We start from the raw sequence: 21,719 nt of genomic DNA on the forward strand, positions 1-21,719 counted from the left end.
GTTGGGGTGGATTTTGTTGGGTTGGGGGCGGGCATACTTGCTACCTGGTTGTTGTGGGGGGGGGGGGGGGGGGGGGGGGGGGTGGGGGGGGGGGGGGGGGGGGGGGGGGGGGGTGGGGGGGGGGGGGGGGGGGGGGGGGGGGGGGGGGGCGGGGGAGTCTGCGGTGGGTTTGTCGAGCACCCACGAGGGGCCGGCGTCGTGCCGCGAGTTGGAAGCCGGCCCCTCGTGGGTGTGTGCGGTGCGTTGTGGATCAGCCCCGCGTGCCACCCCCCGGTGTCACACCTCCGGATTACACAAAGTCAGCGCCTGTCCGCTAAACGATCACTAAACGTCACCCGAATGGCTTACGACGCCCGTCTCTCTCAACCTCAACCTGAGGTTGAGACGCGACACGCTCAGCGCGTCGCGTTGACCTGCCCCCTAGGCGGTCTTACCGTCGAACTCAGGTGAATTGCCACGGTGTGATTCGGGCACCGGGGCGGCTTCACGTTGGTCGCCGGCCAGTCGTGGCCGGACCGAGGGGAGGCAGGCGTGGTCGAGGAAGCGCCCATCCGGGCCGGAACCGGCGAACAGGGTGAGCTGTTCCCGGACTCCTCGCTGCCGGACGAACTCGTCGGGTACCGCGGCCCGGCCGCGTGCCAGATCGCGGGCATCACCTACCGCCAGCTCGACTACTGGGCCCGCACCGGCCTGGTCAACCCGACGATAAGGAGTGCCCACGGCTCCGGTAGCCAACGGCTCTACTCGTTCAAGGACATCCTGGTCCTCAAGGTCGTGAAGCGGCTGCTCGACACCGGCGTGAGCCTGCAGAACATCCGCGTCGCGGTCGACCACCTGCGCCGCCGCGGCGTCCAGGACCTCGCCCGCATCACGCTGTTCAGCGACGGCACCACGGTCTACGAGTGCACGTCGCCCGAGGAGGTCGTGGACCTGCTGCAGGGCGGCCAGGGCGTGTTCGGCATCGCGGTCAGCGGCGCCATGCGGGAGATCAGCGGCACCATCCACGAGTTCCCCGCCGAACGCGCGGACGGGCTCGCGGTGGACGAGACCCCCAACGACGAGCTGTCCCGGCGCAGGCGGACGCGGGCCATCGGCTGACCCCGGAGTCCACGGCGCGAGCGGCACGAGCGGCTGGTACCCGCTCCCCCGCCGCGCCAAACCTGTGAGATCCGCGTCGCGTCCGTGACGGTTGTCGTTCACCCGCCGGGTACGATTCGCGCGTAGTCGCTTTATCCCGTGCGGGAGAGTCCGAGCCAGTCTCGGCGCCGAAGGAGCAAATCCTCCCCGGAACCTCTCAGGCGCAAGGACCGCACGGGTGAGACGCCTCTGGAAAGCGGGTCGGGCACGTGGACCCCGCCGACGGTGCAAGCCCGGTCGCACGTGGACCGGGTGAAGCTCTCAGGCGCCCGACGAGAACGGGCAGAAGACAGAGGGGGAGGGCAACGGCAGAAGTGTGTCCGTAGCCCGAAAGGCGCCTTCCATGACGCAGGACCGCATCCCCCTCGCCGCCCTTGAGCACGGCACCCCCTTCGCCGACCGGCACGTCGGCCCCCGGCCCGCCGAGCTGGCCCGCATCCTGGACGTCATCGGCGTCGGCTCCCTGGAGGAACTGGCCCAGCGCGCCGTGCCCGAGTCGATCCGGGAACGCGAACTGGTGCTGGACCTGCCCGCGCCCGCCACCGAGACCGAGGCGCTGGCCGAGCTGCGCGCCCTGGCCGCCCGCAACAAGCCGCTCACCCAGATGATCGGCATGGGCTACTACGGCACCCACACCCCGCCGGTGATCCGCCGCAACGTCCTGGAGAGCCCCGCCTGGTACACGGCCTACACGCCCTACCAGCCCGAGATCTCCCAGGGCCGCCTCGAAGCGCTGCTGAACTTCCAGACCATGGTCGGCGACCTGACCGGTCTGCCGCTGGCCAACGCGTCCATGCTGGACGAGTCCACCGCCGCCGCCGAGGCGATGACCCTGGTCCGCCGCGCGGGTCGCAGCGAGTCCGCCAAGTTCGTCGTGGACGCCGACACGCTGCCGCAGACGCTGGCCGTCATCGAGACCCGCGCCGAGCCGCTGGGCATCGAGATCGTCACCGCCGACCTGTCGCAGGGCCTGGAGGGTCTGGGCCTGGGCGGCGACTTCTTCGGCGTGCTGCTGTCCTACCCGGGCGCGTCCGGCGTCGTGCGCGACTACGCCGCGCTGGTGGAGGAGATCCACGCGGCCGGCGCGCACGCCGTGTTCGCCGCGGACCTGCTGGCCCTGACGCTGCTGCGCCCGCCGGGCGAGATCGGCGCGGACGTCGTCGTCGGCACCACCCAGCGCTTCGGCGTGCCGATCGGCTTCGGCGGCCCGCACGCCGGGTACATGGCCGTCCGCCAGGGCCTGGAGCGCCAGCTCCCCGGCCGCCTGGTCGGCGTGTCCGTGGACGCGGACGGCAACCTGGCCTACCGGCTCGCGCTGCAGACCCGCGAGCAGCACATCCGCCGCGAGAAGGCCACCAGCAACATCTGCACCGCGCAGGTCCTGCTGGCCGTGATGGCGTCGATGTACGCGGTCTACCACGGCCCCGACGGCCTGCGCGCCATCGCGACCCGCACCCACCGCCTGGCCACCGTGCTCGCCGCGGGCCTGTGCGAGAACGGCGTCGAGGTCGTGCACGGCGAGTTCTTCGACACCGTGCGGGCCCGCGTCGAGGGCCGGGCGGCCGAGGTCGTCGCCACCGCCCGCGACCTGGGCGTCAACCTGTGGCAGGTGGACGCCGACACCGTCTCGATCGCGTGCGACGAGACCACCACCCGGGGCGACCTGGAGAAGGTGTGGAAGGCGTTCGGCGTGACCGTCTCCGACGTGGACGGCCTCGACCTCGACACCGCCGACGCGATCCCCGCCGACCTGCGCCGCACCAGCGACTACCTGACCCACCCGGTCTTCCACACCCACCGCTCCGAGACCGCGATGCTGCGCTACCTGCGCAAGCTGTCGGACAAGGACGTCGCGCTGGACCGCAGCATGATCCCGCTGGGCTCGTGCACGATGAAGCTCAACGCCACCGCCGAGATGGAGCCGGTGACCTGGCCGGAGTTCGCGAACCTGCACCCGTTCGCGCCCGTCGAGGACGCCGAGGGCCTGCTGTCGCTGGTCAAGGACCTGGAGCGCTGGCTGGCCGAGGTGACCGGCTACGACGCCGTGTCCATCCAGCCCAACGCGGGCAGCCAGGGCGAGTTCGCGGGGCTGCTCGCGATCCGCGCCTACCACCGCGCGCAGGGCCACGCGGAGCGGGCCGTCTGCCTGATCCCGTCGTCGGCGCACGGCACCAACGCCGCGTCCGCCGTCATGGCCGGCATGCGGGTCGTGGTCGTGAAGTGCGACGACCAGGGCAACATCGACATGGACCACCTGCGTGTCGTCGTGGACGAACACCGCGACGACCTCGCCGCGATCATGATCACGTACCCGTCGACGCACGGCGTGTACGAGGACACCGTGCGCGAGGTGTGCGCGCTGGTGCACGACGCCGGCGGCCAGGTCTACGTGGACGGCGCGAACCTCAACGCCCTGATCGGCCTGGCGCAGTACGGCAAGTTCGGCTCGGACGTGTCGCACCTGAACCTGCACAAGACGTTCTGCATCCCGCACGGCGGCGGTGGCCCGGGCGTCGGCCCGATCGGCGTGCGCTCGCACCTCGCGCCGTTCCTGCCCAACCACCCGCTCCAGCCGACCGCCGGTCCGGCGACGGGCGTCGGCCCGATCAGCGCCGCGCCGTGGGGTTCGGCGTCGATCCTGCCGATCTCGTGGGCGTACGTGCGGATGATGGGCGCGGACGGCCTGCGCCGCGCGACCCTGACCGCGGTGGCGGCGGCGAACTACGTGGCCCGGCGGCTGGACGAGCACTTCCCGGTGCTCTACACCGGCGAGGGCGGTTTCGTGGCCCACGAGTGCATCCTCGACCTGCGCCCGATCACCAAGGCGACCGGCGTGACCGTGGACGACGTGGCCAAGCGCCTGGCGGACTACGGCATCCACGCGCCGACCATGTCGTTCCCCGTCGCCGGCACCCTCATGGTGGAGCCGACGGAGAGCGAGGACCTGGCCGAGATCGACCGGTTCATCGACGCGATGATCGCGATCAAGGGCGAGATCGACCGCGTGGGCGCCGGCGAGTGGCCCGCCGACGACAACCCGCTGCGCAACGCCCCGCACACGGCGGCCAGCGTGACGACCGGCGAGTGGACCCACCCGTACAGCCGCGAGGTGGCGGTCTTCCCGGCGGGCCCGAACGCGCCGAAGATCTGGCCCCCGGTCCGCCGCATCGACGGCGCGAAGGGCGACCGCAACCTGGTCTGCTCCTGCCCGCCGCTCTCGGCGTACGACAACTGACCGACGAACGACGGCCCCGTGCCCCGGCACGGGGCCGTCGCGCTTCAGCTGACCGAGTACTCGAACGCGTAGGTCCCCGGCTCGCCCATGTGCCACGTGATCGACCCGGACCCGGTCAGCCCCGTCAACCCGCCCGACGCCGACACCACCGTGAACGTCCCCCGCGACACCCCGTCGCGGAAACCGCCGCGATGCTCCAGCACGAACGTCCCCGGCCGCCCGCCCAGCACGCCGGTCACCACCTCGTACCCCACCGCCCGGCACGACTCCGCGTCCGGGTAGTCCATCAGGAACCGGAACTCGCCCGTCCCCTCCAGGTCACCCGTGTACTCCACCACCATCGACCCGGCCGTCCGCTTCGGGCCGCTCACCTCGTCGTAGCGCTTCCCGTCCCACGTCCGCTCGTCCCAGCTCTTCATCTCGGCGTTGCCGTTCGCGGTACCCATGACGGCAACCATCCCGCCCGAACCTGACAACTCCTGTCAGGAACGAGCGCACAATGACACCCATGCGCGCCGGACGTCTGCTCTCCCTCCTCCTGCTCCTCCAGACCCGGGTGCGGATGACGGCGCAGGAGTTGGCCGACGAGCTGGAGGTGTCCGTTCGCACCGTCTACCGGGACGTCGAAGCGCTCAGCGCCGCCGGGGTGCCCGTCTACGCCGACCGCGGGCCTACCGGCGGCTACCGGCTCCTCGACGGCTACCGCACCCGCCTCACCGGCCTGACCGGCGAAGAGGCCGAGTCGCTGTTCTTCGCGGGCATGCCCGGTCCCGCCGCGGAACTGGGGCTGGGCACGGTGGTCGCGGCGGCTCAGCTCAAGGTGCTCGCCGCGTTGCCGCCGGAACTGCGGTCGCGGGCGGGGCGCATCCGGGAGAGGTTCCACCTCGACGCCGGCGGGTGGTTCCGGCAGAGCGAGGACATGCCGTTCCTCGCCGCCATCGCCGACGCCGTGTGGAACCCGGTCACGTTGCGCCTGCGGTACCGGCGGTGGGGCAGCCAGGTGGTCGAGAGGACCGTCGGCCCGCTCGGGCTCGTGCTCAAGGCCGGGCTCTGGTACCTCGTCGCCGACTCCGACGGGCAGGCCCGCACCTACCGGGTCGCGCGCGTCGAAGCCCTCGAACCGACCGGCGAACCCTTCCAGCGCCCCGAATCCTTCGACCTCGCCACCTTCTGGGCCCAGTGGTCCCAGCGGTTCGAGGAGCGGATGTATCCCGAGCGGGTCACCGTCAAGGTCACCGAGGCCGGGCTGCGCGCGGCCCGGGTGCTGCTCAGCCTCGCCGCGTCCAGAGCGCTCGAAAGCGTTGTGCCGCGGGGCGAGTGGACCACCGTCGAGATCCCGACCGAGTCCCTCGACCACGCCCTGGTGGACCTGCTCCGGCTCGGCCCGGAAGCCGAGGTCGTGGCGCCACCCGAACTGCGCGAGCGGATCAAGGCCAGGATCGAGGCGACCGCCCTCCGCTACCGCGACTCCGACAGCAACTGACCCAGCGCCGCGTCCACCCCGCGACCGTCGTCCACCACCGACAGCGTCCCGCCGGTGGACCGGGCGATCTCCGACAGCGGCTGCCGCTCCGGGTCCTTGCCGATCGCGATGATCGACACCTCGACCTCGCGGCCCTCCTGCCTCGCGCCCGCCAGCTCCGCCTTGAGCTGGGCGAGGGTGAGGCCGCCGTCGTTGGGGCTGTCGGTCAGCACGACGATCCGGTTGCGCTTGCCCGCCTGGAAGTCCGCGACCGCCTGCCGGTAGAGCGCGGCCAGGCTGGAGTACAGGTGCGTGGCGTTCTGCGGGCGCAGGCCCGCGACCCCGTCCAGCAACTGCTGCTTCTGCGCCACGACCGGGCCGGGCGCGACGAGCTGCCGGTACGGCTTGTCGCCCGCCAACCCGCTGGAGAACTCCCACAGGCCCAGCGACCCCGACACCGACCGGTTGATCTGCCCGGTCAGCGCCGACTTCACCCACTCCACGCGGGAGCGGCCGTCGCCGCCCGGCTCGCCCATCGACTTGGACGAGTCCACCAGCACGGTCACCACCTGGCCGTTGTCGGCGGTGGCCCACGCGGCGGAGATCTGCTGGGTGGTGTTCGCGTCGGCGGGGACGAGCTTGTCGGTCATCGTCGGCCAGCGCAGGCCCGGCGACGGCTTGGGCCGCTCGGTGGTGGCGTCCACCCGCAGGCCCGCCGCGGCCAGCATCTTCTGCTGCTCGCCTTCCAGGAGGAACTCGCGGAACGCCTGCGCCGCGCGCACCTGCGCCTCGCCGACCCAGTCGCCGGCGAGCGGCACGAACGGGAAGTCCGCCACCGGGGACGGCCCGCCCGCCGCCACCCCGTACAGCGGCGCCAACGGCGGCGTGCCGCTGTCCTTGCCGGTGTTGTGCCGGTACAGGTCCACCTCGAACACCGGCACCGCCGCGAAGCCCGCCGCGTTGACCTCGGGCTTGTCGGCCAGCGACGACAGCGCCTCCCACGTCGTCGCTGGGGTCTGCGCGGGCTTGGCGGCGGTCAGCCGGCCCAACGTGGCCTTCACCGGGTCCAGCGCGAGCATGTCGGTGGTGACCGGGCCCTTGCCGTCCGGGGACGCGCCGGCCAGCGCGGACTGCACGGCCATCGCGGTCGCGGCGTTGGTCGCCGGATCCGGCATGGCGATCTTGAAGTCGCCCCACTCGGGCTTGCCGAACCGCTGCCAGCCGCCCGCCGCGGTGGTCACGTCGGGCAGGTCGGTCCACCGGAACCCGGCGCCGGACTGCACGGCCGACGCGGCGTCCTGGGGCATCGCGAGCAGCACCGGGCTGGCCGCGATGGACTCCGGTTGCGCGCCGATCAACGCCCGGTTCTGCGCGCCGAGCCGGTTGGCCCACAGCGTCGAGTCGGTGACCCAGGCGTGCGGCTTGGCGTTGAGCTTGCCCTCGTCCCAGCCCTGGGTGAGCCCTTCGAGGACCAGGTCGGAGTCGATCGCCTGCACCTCGGGGCGGATGCAGTGGTCGTAGACGACCGGGCGCTGGCGGGTCCACGCCCGCGCGACCTCGCGCACCGCCTCGGCGACGCTGGGCGCGGCGGCCACGCGCAGCACCGCGTCACCCTCGCTGCAGTCGCCGGCCACGGCGGCGGCGCGCCGGTCCACGATCCCGGCGACCCACGTCCACGCGAAGTACCCGAGGAACAGCAGCACGACCACGCCCACGATGGCGACCGGCCACTTGGCGATCCCGCGCCGCACCTTCGTCCGCAGCGCGCGGTGTCGAGACATCGTCTTCCCTCTCGAACGTCCGACTTCACGGATTGGCGAATCCCGACCGGCGTCACGCTAACAGGTGACATCTGGGAAGCGGGTGAAGTGACGTGGAGTTATGACGCCGTTACGGGCACGTCGAGGAACGTGCGCGTGAGGTCGATCAACGCCGCCCGCAGCGGGGCCGCGGCCTCGGCGAACGCGCTCTGCCGCCGCACGTACTCGGCCCGCCCCTCGGCGGTCTCCACCGGGATCGGCGCGTAGCCGAGTCCGGCCAGGTCGTACGGGCTGGCGCGCATGTCCAGCTCACGGACCCGCAGGGCGAGGTCGAAGCAGTCCGCCATCAGCTCCGACGGGGTCGCCGGGTCGAGCTTGTAGCTCCACTTGAACAGGTCCATCGACACGTGCAGGCAGCCCGGCTGCTCCAGTTCGACCTGCCGCTCCCGGGTGGGCTGGACGGCGTTGAGCGGGCGGGCCTCCGGGGTGAAGAACCGGAAGGCGTCGAAGTGGCTGCACTGGATCCTGTGCGACTCGACCACGCGGTCCGTGCCGCGCGAGCCCAGCCGCAGCGGCCACGCCTCGTGCCGCACCTGGTCGGCCCGGTACACCATGGCCCACTCGTGCAGGCCGAAGCAGCCCAGGCGCGGGGCGCGGGCGGCGGTGGCGGTGAGCAGGCGGTGGGCGAACCCGATCGTGGCCCGCCGCTCGCGGGCGAACGCCTCGACGTCCAGCGTCACCCCTTCGGGGGTCTCCCGGTAGAGCGGCCACCGCAGGTAGTCCCGGGCGGCGTCACCCGCCAGCACCACGCCGGGCCCGGGGTGCCACCGCTCCAGCCGGGCCGGCCGGTGCGAGTAGTAGGAGAACAGGAAGTCCAGCACGGGGTGCTTCTCGCCGCGCGCCTTGCGCTCGTGGTGCGGGCGCGTCCAAGCACGAACCCGGGCCGCGTGCGCAGCACGGCGCGCGGTCCACTCGGCTTCCGGAAGGACGACCCCCACGCCCCTATCGTATTTCGCCCTCCACCAGCGCCCGACCGAGGTCCGTGCGCAGCGAGACGACCTCGCGCCCCTCGCGGGCGCTCGCGGCCAGCCCGACGGCCCGCAGCACGCTCAAGTGCTGGGACGCGGCCCCGACCGTGATGCCCGCCCGCACGGCCGGCTCGGACACCGTCAGGTAGACGTCGGGCCAGGGGAACGCCGAGGGCACCAGCACGAGGTCCCGCCCGCCGGCCACCACCCGCCGCCCCGACACCCGGACCCCGTCGGGGCGCGCGGCGACGTCCGGGTGCAGCTCGGTGTCCGATGCCCATGGACCGCACGCCCGGCGTCGGGATCAGGAACTCAGGCACCACCGGCATGTCGCGAGCGAGGTGAGGAGCCGCGGGTCGGGCCGACCAGGCGGCCGACGGCGTCCCCGGCCGCGGTCTCCCCCAGCGGCCGGGCGGCCGACCGGGAGGGCGCGGTTCATCTCACGCTAAAACGTTCGGCGACCGCCACCCGGGTTGGCAGGGTGGTCCCCATGTCTAGGGGGTGGGCGCGGCTGCAGGCCGTCGCGGTGTCGGGTTCGGTCGCGGAGGGGTTGATGTTGACGGCGCTGCCGCTGTCGGCGGTGTCGATCACGACCGATCCGCGTGAAGTGTCGTTGGTGCAGGTGGTGGGGCAGTCGCCCTGGCTGTTGTTCTCGCTGTTCGCGGGGGTGTTGATCGACCGGGCGCGGCGCACGACCGTGCTGGGCCTGGCCTACGCCGTGCAGTGCGCGGCGGCGGTGACGTTGGCGGTCGCGGGCTTCACCGGCGCGTTGAGCCTGCCGTTGCTGCTGGGCGTGGCGTTCGTGGTGACCTCGGCGCAGGTGCTGGGCGACGGCGCGAGCGGCGCGCTGGTGCCGGACGTGGTCGAGCCGGACCGGTTGGCGGCGGCCAACACCAGGTTGATCCTGATCGACCGGGGCGTGGTGCAGTTCGTCGTGCCGCCGGCGGGCGGCCTGCTGGTGGCGTGGGGGTTCGGCGCGCCGGCCGGGTTGGCGGTGGCGGCGGCGCTGACCGCGCTGACGTTGACCCGGGGCATCCCGTCCCGGCCGGCGACGCCGTCGGACAAGCACCCGCTGCGGGACATCGCGGAGGGCTTGAAGTTCCTGGTCCGGACGCGGTTGCTGTTGTCGATCACGGTCGCGGTGGCGCTCGGGTCGTTCTCGGCCAGCGCCGTGATGGCGTTGCTGGTGCTGTACGCGCACGAGGTGCTGGGGCTCGGGTCCTTCGGCTACGGCCTGCTGCTGACCGCGATGGCCACGGGGTGGGTCGCGGTGTCGTTCGTGGTGCACCGGGTGGTGGAGCGGCTCGGGTACTCGTGGTCGATGCGGTGGGCCCAGGTCGGCATGGTGGTGACCAACGCGCTGGTCGCCGTGCTGCCGCCGTGGCCGGTGGCGGTGGCGGTCGTGCTGTTCGGCTCGTCGGCGATCGTGATGGTGTGGAACGTGTGCTCCCAGTCGAGCCGGCAGCGGTTCACGCCGTCCGGGCTGCTGGGGCGGGTGCTGACCGGCCACCGCGCGCTGGCCTGGGGGCTGACGCCGGTCGGGGCGTTGACCGGCGGGCTGGTGGCGTCCTGGTTCGGGCTGCGGTCGGTGTGGGTGATGGCGGCCGTGATCCAGGTGGGGGCGCTGCTGGTCGCCTGGGTCGGGTTGTCGCCGAGGGCGTTCGCGGCGGCCGAGCGGGCGGTGGCGGAGGAGGCCACCGCCTAGCCGGGCGCGGAGGTCAACCGCTCACACCGGTGGGACCAGGCCCGGGAACTTGCGGGCGGCGTGGCAGTGCGGGCACTCCCGGCCGTTGTCCACGGTCCGGGGGACCCCGCCGATGACCGCCGAGGTCGGGTGGGCGACGAAGCCCGCGCCGCCGCACAGGTGGCAGATGGTGCGGGCGTCGGAGGTGACGCCGAACAGGTCGTCCTCGTCGGCTTCCTCGTCCTCGAAGTCGTCTTCGTCCTCGGGGTCGAAGTCGTCGTCCTCGGGGTCTTCGTTCGGCTCCACGGGGGACACGGTAGTCCCGCGTCCCCCGCGCGCGCCGGTCAGGGGCGCTGCCCGACCTCGTCCACAATGGACAACTTCTCGGCCGGGCCGTAGGAGGTGCCCAGGTACTCGTAGGTGGCCGGGTCGAAGTACAGCGTGGTCTTCCGCGGCTTGTCGCCCGGGGCGACCGGGGCCGGCCACTCGATGCCGACGGCCGGGCGGCCGGTCGTGTCCCGGGTGTCGCGGACGACCTCCAGACCCTCGACCTTGGCCGCCGCCTCGAACAGGGCGGCCTTGCTGTCCGGCTTGAGCAGGGAGCCGGCCAGGCCCATGACGTCCTTGCCGCGGGCGTTGACGTTGCCCGGGCCGCCGCTGGCGTTCGCGTCCAGGTAGGCCAGCATCGCGTCGGCCGTGGTGGGCAGGTCGCGCTTGTAGGCGGGATCGGGTTCACACGGTTCAGTGACGCCCGGGAGGGGGTCGGGCCCCTTGTGGACCTGCCGGACGCCGTCGCGGCAGCCCGGCAGCGGGACCCGGTGGTCGGGGAACTCGACCGCGCCGTCGCGGGTGCCGTCCACCGAGACCCACCGTTCGGCGGCCTCGCCGCCCACGGTCGAGCGGTAGTAGACGAACTGGTCGGGGCGGGGCTCGACGAACGGCTCCGTGCGGGCCTTGGCGGCGGCGTGGTTGAGCACCTCGGCGGCGCCGGCGACGGCCGGCGCGGGACCGCCCACGACGTCCACCGGGGTGAGCGTGACCGCCACGGCGACGGCCGCGGCGGCGACCAGGGTGGAGCCGCCGGCCAGCACGAACCCGCGCTTGCGCCGCTTGCCGGACCGGAGCGGGGTGACGGCGGTCCGGCTCCCGGCCGGCTGGGCGGCGGTCGTGGCGGCGGGGGTGGTGGCGGCGGTGAGCGCGGCCATCAGGCGGGCTCGGGCCGGGGCCAGGTCGGTCGGGGTGGGCAGCGGGGTGTCGTCGGCCAGGGCGCGGACCAGCGTCAGGTCATCCATTGCTCAGCAACTCCTCAAGCGCGGTGGGGTTTCCGAGCGCCTCACGGACCTTGCGGCGGGCTCGGTGGAGGCGGGAGCGGACGGTGCCGACCGGGATGGACAGCGCCCCGGCGACCTCCTCGTAGCTCAGCTCCTCCCAGGCGACCAGCAGCAGGACGTCGCGGTCCTCGGCGGTCAGCGCGGCCAGGGCGTCGGCCAGGGGAGCGCGCAGCGCCTGCGCGGTGACCCGGGTGGCGACCCGGTCGGCGTGACCGGCCTCGTCCGGCACGGCGGCCTCGCGCAACCGGAACCGCCGCACCTCGTCGCGCCGGTGCTGGCCGACGAGGTTGGTGGCGATCCCGTACAGCCACGGCCGGGCGTCGGGCCGGCCGAGGTCGTAGCGCTCCCGCTTGCCGAACGCGGCGAGGAACGTCTCCGCGACGAGGTCGTCCGCGACCTCGCGGCCGAGCCGCCGGGCCAGGTACCGCTGGATGTGCGGCGCGTGCCGGTCGAAGATCTCGGCGAACGCCTCCGGCTGGAGCCGGGAGCGTTCGATGATCTCCGCATCGGTTGTCGTCATGGTGGCCTTTCGGGCGTGTGGCGTTCGCCCTGTTATCAGTCGCCCGCCCGGATCGGGTTCACGCGGCGGCGCGGGGACGCACTGGCGACGTCCCCGCACCACCCGCCACCGGGGTGAACGTGTGCGCGGTTCAGGTGACCCCGGGAGGCCCTCCCGCTCCCGGCGGCAGCGCTGTGGTGACCTTCGCACCCCCCTTCCCCCGCTGTCGCGCCCATTCCCGCACCGCGTCGCGGCTCGTGCGGTCCAGGTGGGTCACGGCGGACAGGTCGATGTGCACGTCACCCGCCGGCAGGCCGTCCAGGACGTGCCGCAGCCGGGGGATGCCGAGGAACGTGGCCCCGCCGCGCACCCGGACCACCGTCGTGCCGCCGTCCCGGTGCTGCTCCACGTGCAGCCGGGACACCTGCCAGGCGAGCTTGACCAGGGCGGCGAGCAGGCCGATCACGACGCCTTCCAGCAGGTCGGTGGCGACGATCGCGGCGGCCGTGCCGACCAGCACCACCGCCTCGCCGCGGTCCTGCCGCCACAGCGGGAGCAGGCCCGCCGGGTTGAGCAGCTTCCACCCGCTGTGCACCAGGATCGCGGCCAGCACGGTGATCGGCACCAGCCGCAGCACCCCCGGCGCGAGCACGGCGAAGCCGAGCATCCACACGCCGTGCAGGACGCGGGACAGCTTCGTCCGGGCCCCGGCGTGGACGTTCGCGGCGCTGCGCACGACCACGGCGGTCAGGGGGATGCCGCCGAGGAACCCGGAGACGACGTTGCCCGCGCCCTGGGCGACGAGTTCCCCGTCGTACTTGGTCCTGGGACCCTCGTGCATGCGGTCCACGGCGGTCGCGCCGAACAGGCTCTCGGCGGAGGCGATCAGCGCGAACACCACCGCCGTGCCCAGGACGTGCGGGTCGAGCAGGACGCCGGGGTCGGTGGGGAGGCGGACGGCGTCGAGCAGGGCGCCGACGGACAGCTTGCGCACGTCGGCCTGGAAGAACGCCGCCAGCGCGGCCACCACGACCACGGCGGCCAGCGGGCCGGGCACGGTCCGCAGCTTCTCCGGGGCCTTCTTCCAGTACCCGATCACCGCCAGGCCGGCCGCGCCGAGCAGGAACGCCTGGCGGGCGGACGGGTCGGTGGACAGCAGCCCGAGCAGGCCCGGCAGGCCGAGCAGGTTGTCGACGGCGTCGCCGGGGCCCTTGCGGTCGGCCATCGCGTAGAGCTGGCCGACCAGGATCAGCAGGCCGATGCCGGCCAGCATGCCCGAGACCACCGAGGTGGCGATGGCCTGGAACCACTTGCCCAGCCGCGCCACGCCCATCGCGATCTGCAGGACGCCCGAGGCCAGGACGATCATGCCGAGGGTGGCCGCGCCGTGCGTCTGGACGGCGTCCAGCACCAGCACGGCGAGGCCCGCGGCGGGGCCGCTGACCTGGAGGGTGCTGCCCGGCATCAGGCCGGTGACCAGGCCGCCGACGATGCCGGTGATGATCGCCGACTCCGGGGTGACGCCCGAGGCCAGCGCGATGCCGACGCACAGGGGCAGCGCGACCAGGAAGACGACCAGCGAGGCGAAGAGGTCCGGCCGGTAGCGGGCGAGCAGGCCGGGGACGGGCGGGCGTCGGGCGGGCGGTGGCGCGTTGTCGGGGCGTGGTGCGGGTCTTGGTGTGGGTCTTGGCGTGGTGATGCGGGGGAGCGGTGCGGTGGGCGGGTCGGCGGCGCGCGGGTGGTGGGACATCGTTGTCTCCCGGGGGTCAGAGGGGTTCGAAGCGGCCGTCGCGCAGGGCCGTCACCGCGCCCGTGTGGACCTCGTAGCACCAGCCGTGGACGCGGATGCGGCCGGTCGCCAGGCGGCTCGCCACCTCCGGGTGGGCGGTCACGTGCTCGACCTGCTCCGCCACGTGCCGGCGGACCGCGCCCAGCAGGGCCGGGTCGGTGGTGTCGCCGCCGTGGCGGCGGCCGATCCCGTTGCCGTGCAGCCAGGAGCCGACGGCGGGCAGACCGGACAGGTCGTCGCCGCGCACGGCCGCGCCCACCGCGCCGCAGTGCGAGTGCCCGCACACGACGACGTCGCGCACCTCCAGCACCCGCACGGCGTACTCGATGGTGGCGCTGGCCGCGCACGGCCGCGTCGAGGTGTACGGCGGCACCACGCCGCCCGCGTTGCGGAACTCGAACAGCTCGCCCGGCCCGGCCCCGGTGATCAGGCTCGGCACGACCCGGGAGTCCGAGCAGGCGATGAACAGCACCTCCGGTTGTTGGCCCTGCGCGAACCCGGCCAGCCGGTCCTGCCACCGGCCCGCGAACGTCCTGGTCCGCTCGATCACTTCTCGCACGTCTGGTCCGCCTTCCGTGTGGAACCGATGCGCCGACACTGGCCGCGCCGGCCACCGGCCGATACAGCGGAAAGCTGGATATACAAGAGATTTGAGGAAATTTTCAGACCGCGCGGGGGAACCGCAGCTCGACCCGCGCGCCGCCGGCGCGGGAGCGGCGCACCGCGATCCCGCCGCCGGTGGACTCCGCGACGCGCCGCGCGATGTCCAGCCCCAGCCCGGTCGAACCGCGGCTCACCCCGCGCCGCAACGCCGCCGCCGGGTCGGCGATGCCCGGACCGGAGTCCTCCACCACGAGCACCGCGTGCGGACCCTCCACCGACACCCGCACGGCGAACGCGGCGCCGGCAGGCGTGTGCCGGAAGACGTTGCCGACCAACGCGTCCACCGCCGCCGCGAGGTCGTCGCGGGCCAGCGGCACGGGAACCGCGCCGGGCGTGCGCGCGCCGCACCGCCGTCCCTCGTCCTCGGCCAACGGCGACCAGAACCGCATCCGCTCCTCGGCGACCTCCGCCAGGTCGCACACCTGCCCGCGCGCCACGGGTTGCGTCGCGTCGCGGATCATCAGGTCCAGCTCGGCCTCCAGCCGGGCCGCCGCCTCCCGGACGCGCCCGGCGTGGGGGCCGCGCAGGCGTTCGGCGTCCAGGCGCAGCGCCATCAGCGGGGTGCGCAGCCGGTGCGACAGGTCGGCGGCCAGCTCCCGCTCGGCGGCGAGGAGCCCGGTGACCTGCTCGGCCATCAGGTTGAACGCCAGCGCCGCGTCCACCAGCTCGGGCGGACCGGAGGGGTCGATCCGCTCCACGAGCTGCCCCCGCCCGAACCGCCGCGCCGCCCCCGCGATCCCGCGCACGGCCGCGACCAGCCCCACCGCGAGCCGGTCCACCAGCAGCAACGACCCGACCACCAACGCGACCGCGACGGCGGCGAGCACACCCCACACCCGCCAGACGTCCCGCGTGAGCACGTCGTCGGGCACGAACACCTCGACGACCGCGGTCTTCCCACCCAGGCGCGCGGGCTGGAGCAACACGACCCCACCGGGCACCTCGGCGGTACCCGGCCGAGCCAGCGCGGCCACCACGTCGGCGGCCCGAGCCTGCGGGAACCCGACCCGCGCCCCGTCGGGGAGGTGCACGGAGACCAGGTGCCCGGTGGCGAGCGCGACGTCGGCCAGGCCCTGGGCCACTGCGCCGCGCTCGACGGTGGTGGCCAGGACGGCGACGACGGCGGTGGTCGACCGGCCGGCGTCGGCGAGCGCGCTCTCCCGGGCGACGGACCGGATGACGACGGCGAGCGGAACGAGGACGGCGACCAGGATGGCCGACGCGCACGCCAACGCGACAAGCGCCAGTGACTTGCGCACGCCTCAGCCCACCGATCCGGCCGGCGCGGCCGGGCTGGTGGGCGCGGTGGGGTTGGTGGGCGCGGTGGGGTTGGTGGGCGCGGTGGGGTTGGCCGGCGCGGCGGACCCGGCCGGCGCGGCGGGGTTGGCGAGGTTGGCGGGTGCGGCGGACCCGGCCGGCCCGGCTGGCCCCGCCGGCTCGGCGGGCACGGCCGGTGCGGGCCGCCCGGCCGGCGTGGCGGGGCCGGCGGGCGTGGTTCGTGCGGCGGGTCTGGTGGGGGTGGGCACGGTCAGCCCGTCGTCGGTGCCGTCAGGCGGAAGCCGACTCCCCGCACGGTGGTCAGGTAGCGCGGCTCGGCGGCGGTTTCGCCGAGCTTCCGCCTCAGCCACGACACGTGCACGTCCACGCTCTGCTCGCGCCCGGTGTGCGGCCGGCCCCACACCGCCGCCACCAGCTCCTGCCGCGTGATCACCCGGTCCGGGTTCTCCGCCAGGTACGCCAGCAGGTCGAACTCCTTGCGGTTCAACGGGACCGGGTGGCCGTCCAGGCTCGCCTCCCGCCGGGCCAGGTCCACGCGCAGCCCGCCCACCGCCAGCACCCGCGGTCCGCCGTCGCCCGGGCGGTGGGTTCGGCGCAGCACCGCGCCCAGGCGGGCCACCAGTTGCGCCACCGAGAACGGCTTCACCAGGTAGTCGTCCGCGCCGTTGTTCAACAACTGGACGATCCTCAGCTCGTCGCCGCGCGCCGTCGCCACGACCACCGGCACGTCGCTCGCCCCGCGCAGCATCCGCAGCGCCTCGCCGCCGTCCAGGTCGGGCAACCCCAGGTCCAGCACGACGACGTCCGGCGCGTCACGGGCCACCGCGCGCAGCCCGTCCAGCGCCGTCGCCGCCGAACGGGCCAGGAACCCGGCCTCGCGCAGGCCGCGCACGAGCGCGCCGGCCAGGTCGCGGTCGTCCTCCACGACCAGCGCGGAGAAAGCGCGCGCGGGCGAAAACCGATCGGGACGCACATTCATCGGCCTCTCCGAGGGGGTCTCGGTTCTTCGGCGGCGGCGCGATGTTCAAAAGAGTCTGAAAAACGCTGCGGAGGGCGACTTCGGAAAGGTTCGTTCGAAATTGCCGCTGGGGTCGGGGAAACCGCTCAGTCGTCGGGGTCGTCATCGTCCTCGACGGGCGGCGGGGTGCGGCCGGCGGCCGGGGCCCGGTGCGTCGCGGGCGGCTCCGTCGCAGGCAGGTGCACGGTCGACGGTGTGATCGACACCCGACCGGTGTTCTCCGGAATGGTCACCGACGGCGCTGCGCCGGGCTCCCGGGTCACTATGAGAGCGACTCCGGAAAGCCCGGCGGCGACGGCGACCGACGTGGTCGTCAACCACAGCGACGCGAACTTCACGGATCTTCGCACAACCGACATACTGCCGGTAACCGGAAGCTCACGCAATAATTGGGTGCGGTAGCGGTCAGCGGGCGGGGTCGCGGTTGTAGAGCCTGCGCGACCACAGGTAGCCGCCGACCGCCGCGACGGTGCACCAGCCGATGGCCCACCAGCCGCTGTCCCCGACCGGCGTCCCGTTCAGCACGCCCCGCAGCGTGTCGATGACCGGCGTGAACGGCTGGTGCTCGGCGAACCACGCCACCGCCGGCGACATGGACCCCGTCGGCACGAACGCGCTGCTGATGAACGGCAGGAACTGCAGCGGCAGCGAGAACCCGTTGGCCCCCTCGGGCTTCTTCGCCGCCAACCCGCCGCCCACGGCCAGCCAGGTCAACGCCAGCGTCAGCATCAGCAACACCGCGACCGCCAGCGCCCACTCGCCGAACGACGCCCGCGGCCGGAACCCGATCAGCAACGCCACCCCGACCACCAGGGCGAGCGTGACCATCGTCCGGATCACCGCCCCGAGCACGTGCCCGGTCAGCACCGACACGCGGGCGATCGCCATGGTCCGGAACCGGGCGATGACGCCCTCGTTCATGTCCACGCAGATCCCGATGGCCGTGCCCGCGCTGCTCGCGCCGACCGCCATCACCAGGATGCCGGGCACCAGGTAGTTCACGTACGTGCTGCTGCCGACGGTGGTCAGCATCGCCCCGCCGAACACGTAGACGAACAACAGCATCATGAACACCGGCGTGAACAGCCCCGAGATCGCCATGACCGGGTAGCGCTGCTGGTGCTTGAAGTCCCGGCGCAGCATGGTCAGCGAGTCTGCGTAGGTGGTCGCGCTCATCGGACGCTCCCCTGCGGGGTCGGGTGCCCGGTGAGGGCGAAGAACACGTCGTCCAGGTCGGGCGTGTGCACGGTCAGGCCCTCGGGCTCGACGTCGGCCAGGTCGAGCCGTTCGAGCAACTGCCGCAGCGACCGGACCCCGCCGTCGCCGGGCACCTGCAACGTCAGCGCCTCGTCGTCCCGGCTGCCCGCGCCCAGCACCCGCACCGCGCGGTCCAGGGTGGACACGTCGGTGAACCGCAGGCTCACGTGCCCGCCCGGCACCAACCGCTTCAGCTCCGCCGCGCTGCCCTGCGCGACGAGCTTCCCGTGGTCCAGCACGGCGATCCGGTCGGCGAGCTGATCGGCCTCCTCCAGGTACTGGGTGGTCAGGAAGATCGTGACGCCCTCCCCGGCGACCAGTTCCCGGATGATGTCCCACAGCCCGTGCCGGCTGCGCGGGTCCAACCCCGTGGTCGGCTCGTCCAGGAAGATCACCCGCGGTCCGCCGACCAGCGTCATCGCCAGGTCCAACCGCCGGCGCATGCCGCCGGAGTAGGTCGAGGCGGGCTTGCGGCCGGCCTCCACCAGGTCGAACCGCTCCAGCAGCCGCGCGGTCAGCCGCCGGCCCTCCCGGCGCGGCAGGTGGCGCAGGTCGGCCATCAGGTTCAGGTTCTCCTCGCCGGTGAGCAGGCCGTCCACGGCGGAGAACTGGCCGGTCACGCCGATCACCGAGCGCACGCCGTCCGGGTCGGTCCGCAGGTCGTGGCCGCAGATCCGCACGTCGCCCGCGTCGGCGGTGATGAGCGTGGACAGGATCTGCACGGCGGTGGTCTTGCCCGCCCCGTTGGGGCCGAGCAGCGAGAAGACCGTGCCCTCGGCGACCGACAGGTCGATGCCGTCCAGGACGACCTTGTCGCCGTATTTTTTGCGCAGCCCGAAGGCCGAGATGGTCATGGGTTCCCCTCAGCGACTTGCTACAGGAAGAAGATCAGGCGACGCGCAGCGGCAGCGTCTTGACGCCCGTCATGTTGGGCGAGGGCATGAACGTGGGCGCCTGGTCGGGGTCCACGTGCAGGCCGGGGAAGCGGTCGAGCAGGGCGTTCACGGCGATGCGGCCTTCGAGGCGGGCCAGCGGCGCGCCGACGCAGAAGTGGATGCCGCGGCCGAAGCCGATGTGCGGGTTGGGGTCGCGCGCGGCGTCGAACCGGTGCGGGTCGGTGAACCGGCGCGCGTCCCGGTTCGCCGCGGACAGCCACATCATCAGCATCTGGTCAGCCGGGATGTGTTGTCCCCCGATGGTGACGTCCGTGGTCGTGGCCCGCGCCACGGACGCGAACGGGGTGAAGAAGCGCAGCGACTCCTCGATCGCCACCGGCACCAGCGACCGGTCCGCGCGGACGCGGTCCCGCTGCGCGGGGTGGGCGTCCAGGCACAGGGTCGTGTTGCCCAGCAGCATGGTGGTGGTGACGTGCCCCGCGACCAGGAGCACGACGGAGAAGTTGACGACCTCGTTGTCGTTCAGGCGTTCCCCGTCGATCTCGGCCCGCACCAGGCCGGAGATCAGGTCGTCGCGGGGATCGGCGCGCCGCGCCCGGATGTGCGCCTCCAGGTACTCCCGCAGCGGGGCGAACCCCTCGACCGCCCCGGCGAAGTCCTGCTCCATCTTCTCCTTGCTGTCGTTCAAGGAGAACTGGTTGGTCTCGGCGAACATCTTGTCCACCCACTCGCGGAACAGCTCCCGGTCGCTCGCGGGCAGGCCGAGCAGCTCGGCGATCACGATCACCGGCAGCGGGTAGGCGAGGTCGGAGACGAGTTCGAACCGGTCGGTGTCCACCCGGTCGAGCAACTCGTGGGTCAGCGCGGTGATGCGGGGCTCCAGGTCGGCCACGACCTTGCCGGAGAACGCCTTGCTCACCAGGTTGCGCAGCTTGCGGTGGTCGGGCGGGTCCAGGTCCAGGAGGTTGCCCTCCCGCATCGACTGGTCCACCTCGACCGGGAACAGGTCGTTCACGTGGGCCGAGGAGAACGTCTTCGGGTCGCCGAGGACCGCGCAGGCCTCCTCGTAGCCGTAGACGTTCCAGATGCCCGTCTCCTCGTCGAACCGGACCGGGCTCGCGGGGTCCTCGCCGCGCAGCCAGAACTGCGCCGGGTGGATGCCCCACCGGTCGGCCTGGATGGTCATGAGTCGTCCTCCTTCATCGGGATGGCACGGCGGACCACGATGTCGCCGTACGCGGTGCGCCCCCGGACCTCGACGGTCTCGGTGGCGGGATCGGGGCCGGACGCGGCCTCCAGCGAGTTGTGCACGGCCCCCAGCACGGAACCCAGGTCCAGCCACGCGGCGGTGCCGTGGCGGATGCCGATCTCCAACCGGCCCACCGAGGTCTCCAGGACGACCTTGCCGCGCACCACCTCGTTGACGCGGATGCTGCCGCTGGCGGTGGTGGCGGTGACGTCCCGGTGGCCGAGGTCCACGGAGATGTCGCCGTTGGCGGACTTCACCCGCAGCTCGCCGGTGACCTCGCCGACGTCGGTGCGCCCGTTGGAGTTGCGCAGCACGGCGTCGCCGTCCACGCGCTCGACGCGCAGGTCCCCGGACCCGGTCAGCACGTCGGCCTCGCCGTCGACGTGGTTGACGGCGACGTTGCCCATCGCGGTGCGCAGCCGCAGCGGTCCGGTCCGGTCGACCGACAGGTTGCCGGTGGCGCTGCGGAACCGGAACTCGCCGAACCGCCCGCGCGCCTCCAGGTCGCCCAGCGCGGTGTCGCCGCGGACGCTGGACCCGGACGGCAGCTCGATGGTCACCTCCACCGACCCGCCCTTGTTGAAGATGCCGCGCGGCTTGGGCGTCTTGACCAGCAACCGGCCGTTCTCGAACTCGACCCGGGTCTGGTCGGCGGCCTTCACGTCGCCCTCCCGGTCCGGGTTGCCGGGCCGGACCTGCACCACCGTGTCGCTCCGGTCGGACGCGGTGATCCGGGTGGGGCCGACGATCAGTTCGAGGGTCACGGCGATCGGCTCGGGCGTGGCGAAAATGGGCATGGCTGTCCCCTGGTAGTGGGCCTGCGAGGGTGTTTTCGCTGGTGGAGCGCTTACCGGACCCAGCCGGTGTAGCGCTGGCCGAAGTGCGTGGTGGGTTGGTGCACGCCGTGGTCGAGCGCGGCGGACGCGGCCCGGACGAGCCAGGCGTTGACCGAGGTGCCCGCCTGGGCGGCGGCGTCCTCGACGCGCTGCTTGAGGTGCTCGGGCAGGCGGAGGTTGATGCGGGTCATGGTGCCGTCGTCGTCCACGGGCGGTGGCGGGGGCGGAGCGGCCTGGGGCGCGGCGGCGGGTTCGGCCGGCGGCGCGGTGACGACGAACTCCGGGTCCCGCCCGCGCAGCCGGACGTCCACGGAGCCGGGCGCGAGGTCGCGGGTGATCTCGGCGGCGGCGCTGGAAAGCGCTTCCAGGAGGGTCAGGCGGGCGGCGGAATCGACCTGGGTGGTGAGGCGGTCGGCGAGCGCACGGGCCTCGTCACCGACGGCCTCGGCGGCCATCGCCAGCTCGCGGCGCAGGTTGTCGACGTACGGCGTGAGGTCCATGGCACAACTATGGCACCACTGTGGTGCCAAGTGCAAGCGCCACTTGGTGCCACAGTGGTGCCAAGTGGTGCCACCTGCGGTTTTCGGTGGTGTGCGA

General features: G+C 73.2%; 22 protein-coding genes and 1 riboswitch. Of the genes, 4 read left to right on the forward strand and 18 right to left on the reverse strand.

All coding sequences use genetic code 11. The annotated features are described in order from the left end of the window. Positions 1 to 531: 531 nt before the first annotated feature. Together AB0A74_RS35205 and gcvP are read left to right on the forward strand one after the other, a co-directional pair. Positions 532 to 1,098, forward strand: a complete 567-nt coding sequence (locus tag AB0A74_RS35205; RefSeq protein ID WP_343934981.1) for a MerR family transcriptional regulator — start codon at positions 532 to 534, stop codon at positions 1,096 to 1,098. A 131-nt stretch (positions 1,099 to 1,229) separates the two neighbouring features. Beyond that, positions 1,230 to 1,320: riboswitch (glycine riboswitch) on the forward strand. A 160-nt stretch (positions 1,321 to 1,480) separates the two neighbouring features. After that, positions 1,481 to 4,372: an aminomethyl-transferring glycine dehydrogenase gene (gene gcvP, locus AB0A74_RS35210; protein WP_358256447.1), complete on the forward strand. Its 2,892-nt coding sequence runs from the start codon at positions 1,481 to 1,483 to the stop codon at positions 4,370 to 4,372. A 44-nt stretch (positions 4,373 to 4,416) separates the two neighbouring features. Here gcvP and AB0A74_RS35215 read toward each other — a convergent pair whose 3' ends face one another. Next, positions 4,417 to 4,818, reverse strand: a complete 402-nt coding sequence (locus tag AB0A74_RS35215; protein ID WP_358256449.1) for a DUF3224 domain-containing protein — start codon at positions 4,816 to 4,818, stop codon at positions 4,417 to 4,419. Between the two features lie 62 nt (positions 4,819 to 4,880). Here AB0A74_RS35215 and AB0A74_RS35220 point away from each other — a divergent pair, with 62 nt between their 5' ends. Further along, a complete protein-coding gene (locus tag AB0A74_RS35220) occupies positions 4,881 to 5,855 on the forward strand; it encodes a YafY family protein (protein WP_358256451.1) in 975 nt (324 codons plus the stop codon). Here AB0A74_RS35220 and AB0A74_RS35225 read toward each other — a convergent pair. The 3 genes from AB0A74_RS35225 to AB0A74_RS35235 form a co-directional block, all read right to left on the reverse strand. Beyond that, positions 5,831 to 7,615, reverse strand: coding sequence for a substrate-binding domain-containing protein (locus tag AB0A74_RS35225; RefSeq protein WP_358256453.1), 1,785 nt, complete (start codon positions 7,613 to 7,615; stop codon positions 5,831 to 5,833). The two genes, AB0A74_RS35220 and AB0A74_RS35225, sit on opposite strands and share 25 nt — an antisense overlap. A gap of 98 nt (positions 7,616 to 7,713) precedes the next feature. Beyond that, positions 7,714 to 8,592 (reverse strand): 3-methyladenine DNA glycosylase, encoded by an 879-nt coding sequence (locus AB0A74_RS35230; protein WP_358256455.1) that lies wholly within the window; start codon positions 8,590 to 8,592, stop codon positions 7,714 to 7,716. 4 nt (positions 8,593 to 8,596) lie between these two features. Then, a complete protein-coding gene (locus AB0A74_RS35235) occupies positions 8,597 to 8,845 on the reverse strand; it encodes a hypothetical protein (protein WP_358256457.1) in 249 nt (82 codons plus the stop codon). 267 nt (positions 8,846 to 9,112) lie between these two features. On the opposite strand from AB0A74_RS35235, the gene AB0A74_RS35240 reads away from it, so the two are divergent. Next, a complete protein-coding gene (locus AB0A74_RS35240; RefSeq protein WP_358256459.1) occupies positions 9,113 to 10,327 on the forward strand; it encodes an MFS transporter in 1,215 nt (404 codons plus the stop codon). A 21-nt stretch (positions 10,328 to 10,348) separates the two neighbouring features. Here the strand turns inward: AB0A74_RS35240 and AB0A74_RS35245 are convergent, their stop codons facing one another. From AB0A74_RS35245 to AB0A74_RS35310, 14 genes are all read right to left on the reverse strand, one after another. Continuing rightward, entirely contained in the window at positions 10,349 to 10,612 is a 264-nt protein-coding gene (locus tag AB0A74_RS35245; protein ID WP_343934988.1) for a hypothetical protein, read from the reverse strand. Between the two features lie 38 nt (positions 10,613 to 10,650). After that, entirely contained in the window at positions 10,651 to 11,598 is a 948-nt protein-coding gene (locus AB0A74_RS35250; RefSeq protein WP_358256461.1) for a CU044_5270 family protein, read from the reverse strand. Then, positions 11,591 to 12,157 carry an RNA polymerase sigma factor gene (locus AB0A74_RS35255; RefSeq protein WP_358256463.1) on the reverse strand — a complete coding sequence of 189 codons (567 nt, stop codon included), beginning with the start codon at positions 12,155 to 12,157 and terminating at the stop codon, positions 11,591 to 11,593. The genes AB0A74_RS35250 and AB0A74_RS35255 overlap by 8 nt, the downstream gene beginning before the upstream one ends. Before the next feature lie 130 nt (positions 12,158 to 12,287). Next, entirely contained in the window at positions 12,288 to 13,886 is a 1,599-nt protein-coding gene (locus AB0A74_RS35260; protein ID WP_358256465.1) for a SulP family inorganic anion transporter, read from the reverse strand. Positions 13,887 to 13,902: 16 nt separating this feature from the next. Then, positions 13,903 to 14,484 carry a carbonic anhydrase gene (locus AB0A74_RS35265; RefSeq protein WP_358256467.1) on the reverse strand — a complete coding sequence of 194 codons (582 nt, stop codon included), beginning with the start codon at positions 14,482 to 14,484 and terminating at the stop codon, positions 13,903 to 13,905. Between the two features lie 103 nt (positions 14,485 to 14,587). After that, positions 14,588 to 15,847 (reverse strand): HAMP domain-containing sensor histidine kinase, encoded by a 1,260-nt coding sequence (locus tag AB0A74_RS35270; RefSeq protein WP_358256468.1) that lies wholly within the window; start codon positions 15,845 to 15,847, stop codon positions 14,588 to 14,590. Positions 15,848 to 15,850: 3 nt separating this feature from the next. Then, positions 15,851 to 16,114: a hypothetical protein gene (locus AB0A74_RS35275; protein WP_358256469.1), complete on the reverse strand. Its 264-nt coding sequence runs from the start codon at positions 16,112 to 16,114 to the stop codon at positions 15,851 to 15,853. A 2-nt stretch (positions 16,115 to 16,116) separates the two neighbouring features. Next, entirely contained in the window at positions 16,117 to 16,845 is a 729-nt protein-coding gene (locus tag AB0A74_RS35280) for a response regulator transcription factor (protein WP_358256470.1), read from the reverse strand. A gap of 125 nt (positions 16,846 to 16,970) precedes the next feature. Continuing rightward, positions 16,971 to 17,234: a hypothetical protein gene (locus tag AB0A74_RS35285; protein WP_358256472.1), complete on the reverse strand. Its 264-nt coding sequence runs from the start codon at positions 17,232 to 17,234 to the stop codon at positions 16,971 to 16,973. 55 nt (positions 17,235 to 17,289) lie between these two features. Further along, entirely contained in the window at positions 17,290 to 18,060 is a 771-nt protein-coding gene (locus AB0A74_RS35290) for an ABC transporter permease (protein WP_358256474.1), read from the reverse strand. Next, a complete protein-coding gene (locus AB0A74_RS35295; RefSeq protein WP_358256476.1) occupies positions 18,057 to 18,995 on the reverse strand; it encodes an ATP-binding cassette domain-containing protein in 939 nt (312 codons plus the stop codon). The genes AB0A74_RS35290 and AB0A74_RS35295 overlap by 4 nt, the downstream gene beginning before the upstream one ends. 34 nt (positions 18,996 to 19,029) lie before the next feature. Then, a complete protein-coding gene (locus tag AB0A74_RS35300; RefSeq protein ID WP_358256477.1) occupies positions 19,030 to 20,223 on the reverse strand; it encodes a cytochrome P450 in 1,194 nt (397 codons plus the stop codon). After that, positions 20,220 to 21,083, reverse strand: a complete 864-nt coding sequence (locus tag AB0A74_RS35305; RefSeq protein WP_358256479.1) for a DUF4097 family beta strand repeat-containing protein — start codon at positions 21,081 to 21,083, stop codon at positions 20,220 to 20,222. Before AB0A74_RS35305 ends, AB0A74_RS35300 begins: the two co-directional genes overlap by 4 nt. 50 nt (positions 21,084 to 21,133) lie before the next feature. Next, positions 21,134 to 21,622, reverse strand: a complete 489-nt coding sequence (locus AB0A74_RS35310) for a hypothetical protein (RefSeq protein WP_358256481.1) — start codon at positions 21,620 to 21,622, stop codon at positions 21,134 to 21,136. Between the last annotated feature and the right edge of the window lie 97 nt (positions 21,623 to 21,719).

This window comes from Saccharothrix sp. NPDC042600 (genome assembly GCF_040647305.1).
Taxonomy (GTDB): Bacteria; Actinomycetota; Actinomycetes; order Mycobacteriales; family Pseudonocardiaceae; genus Actinosynnema; species Actinosynnema mutabilis.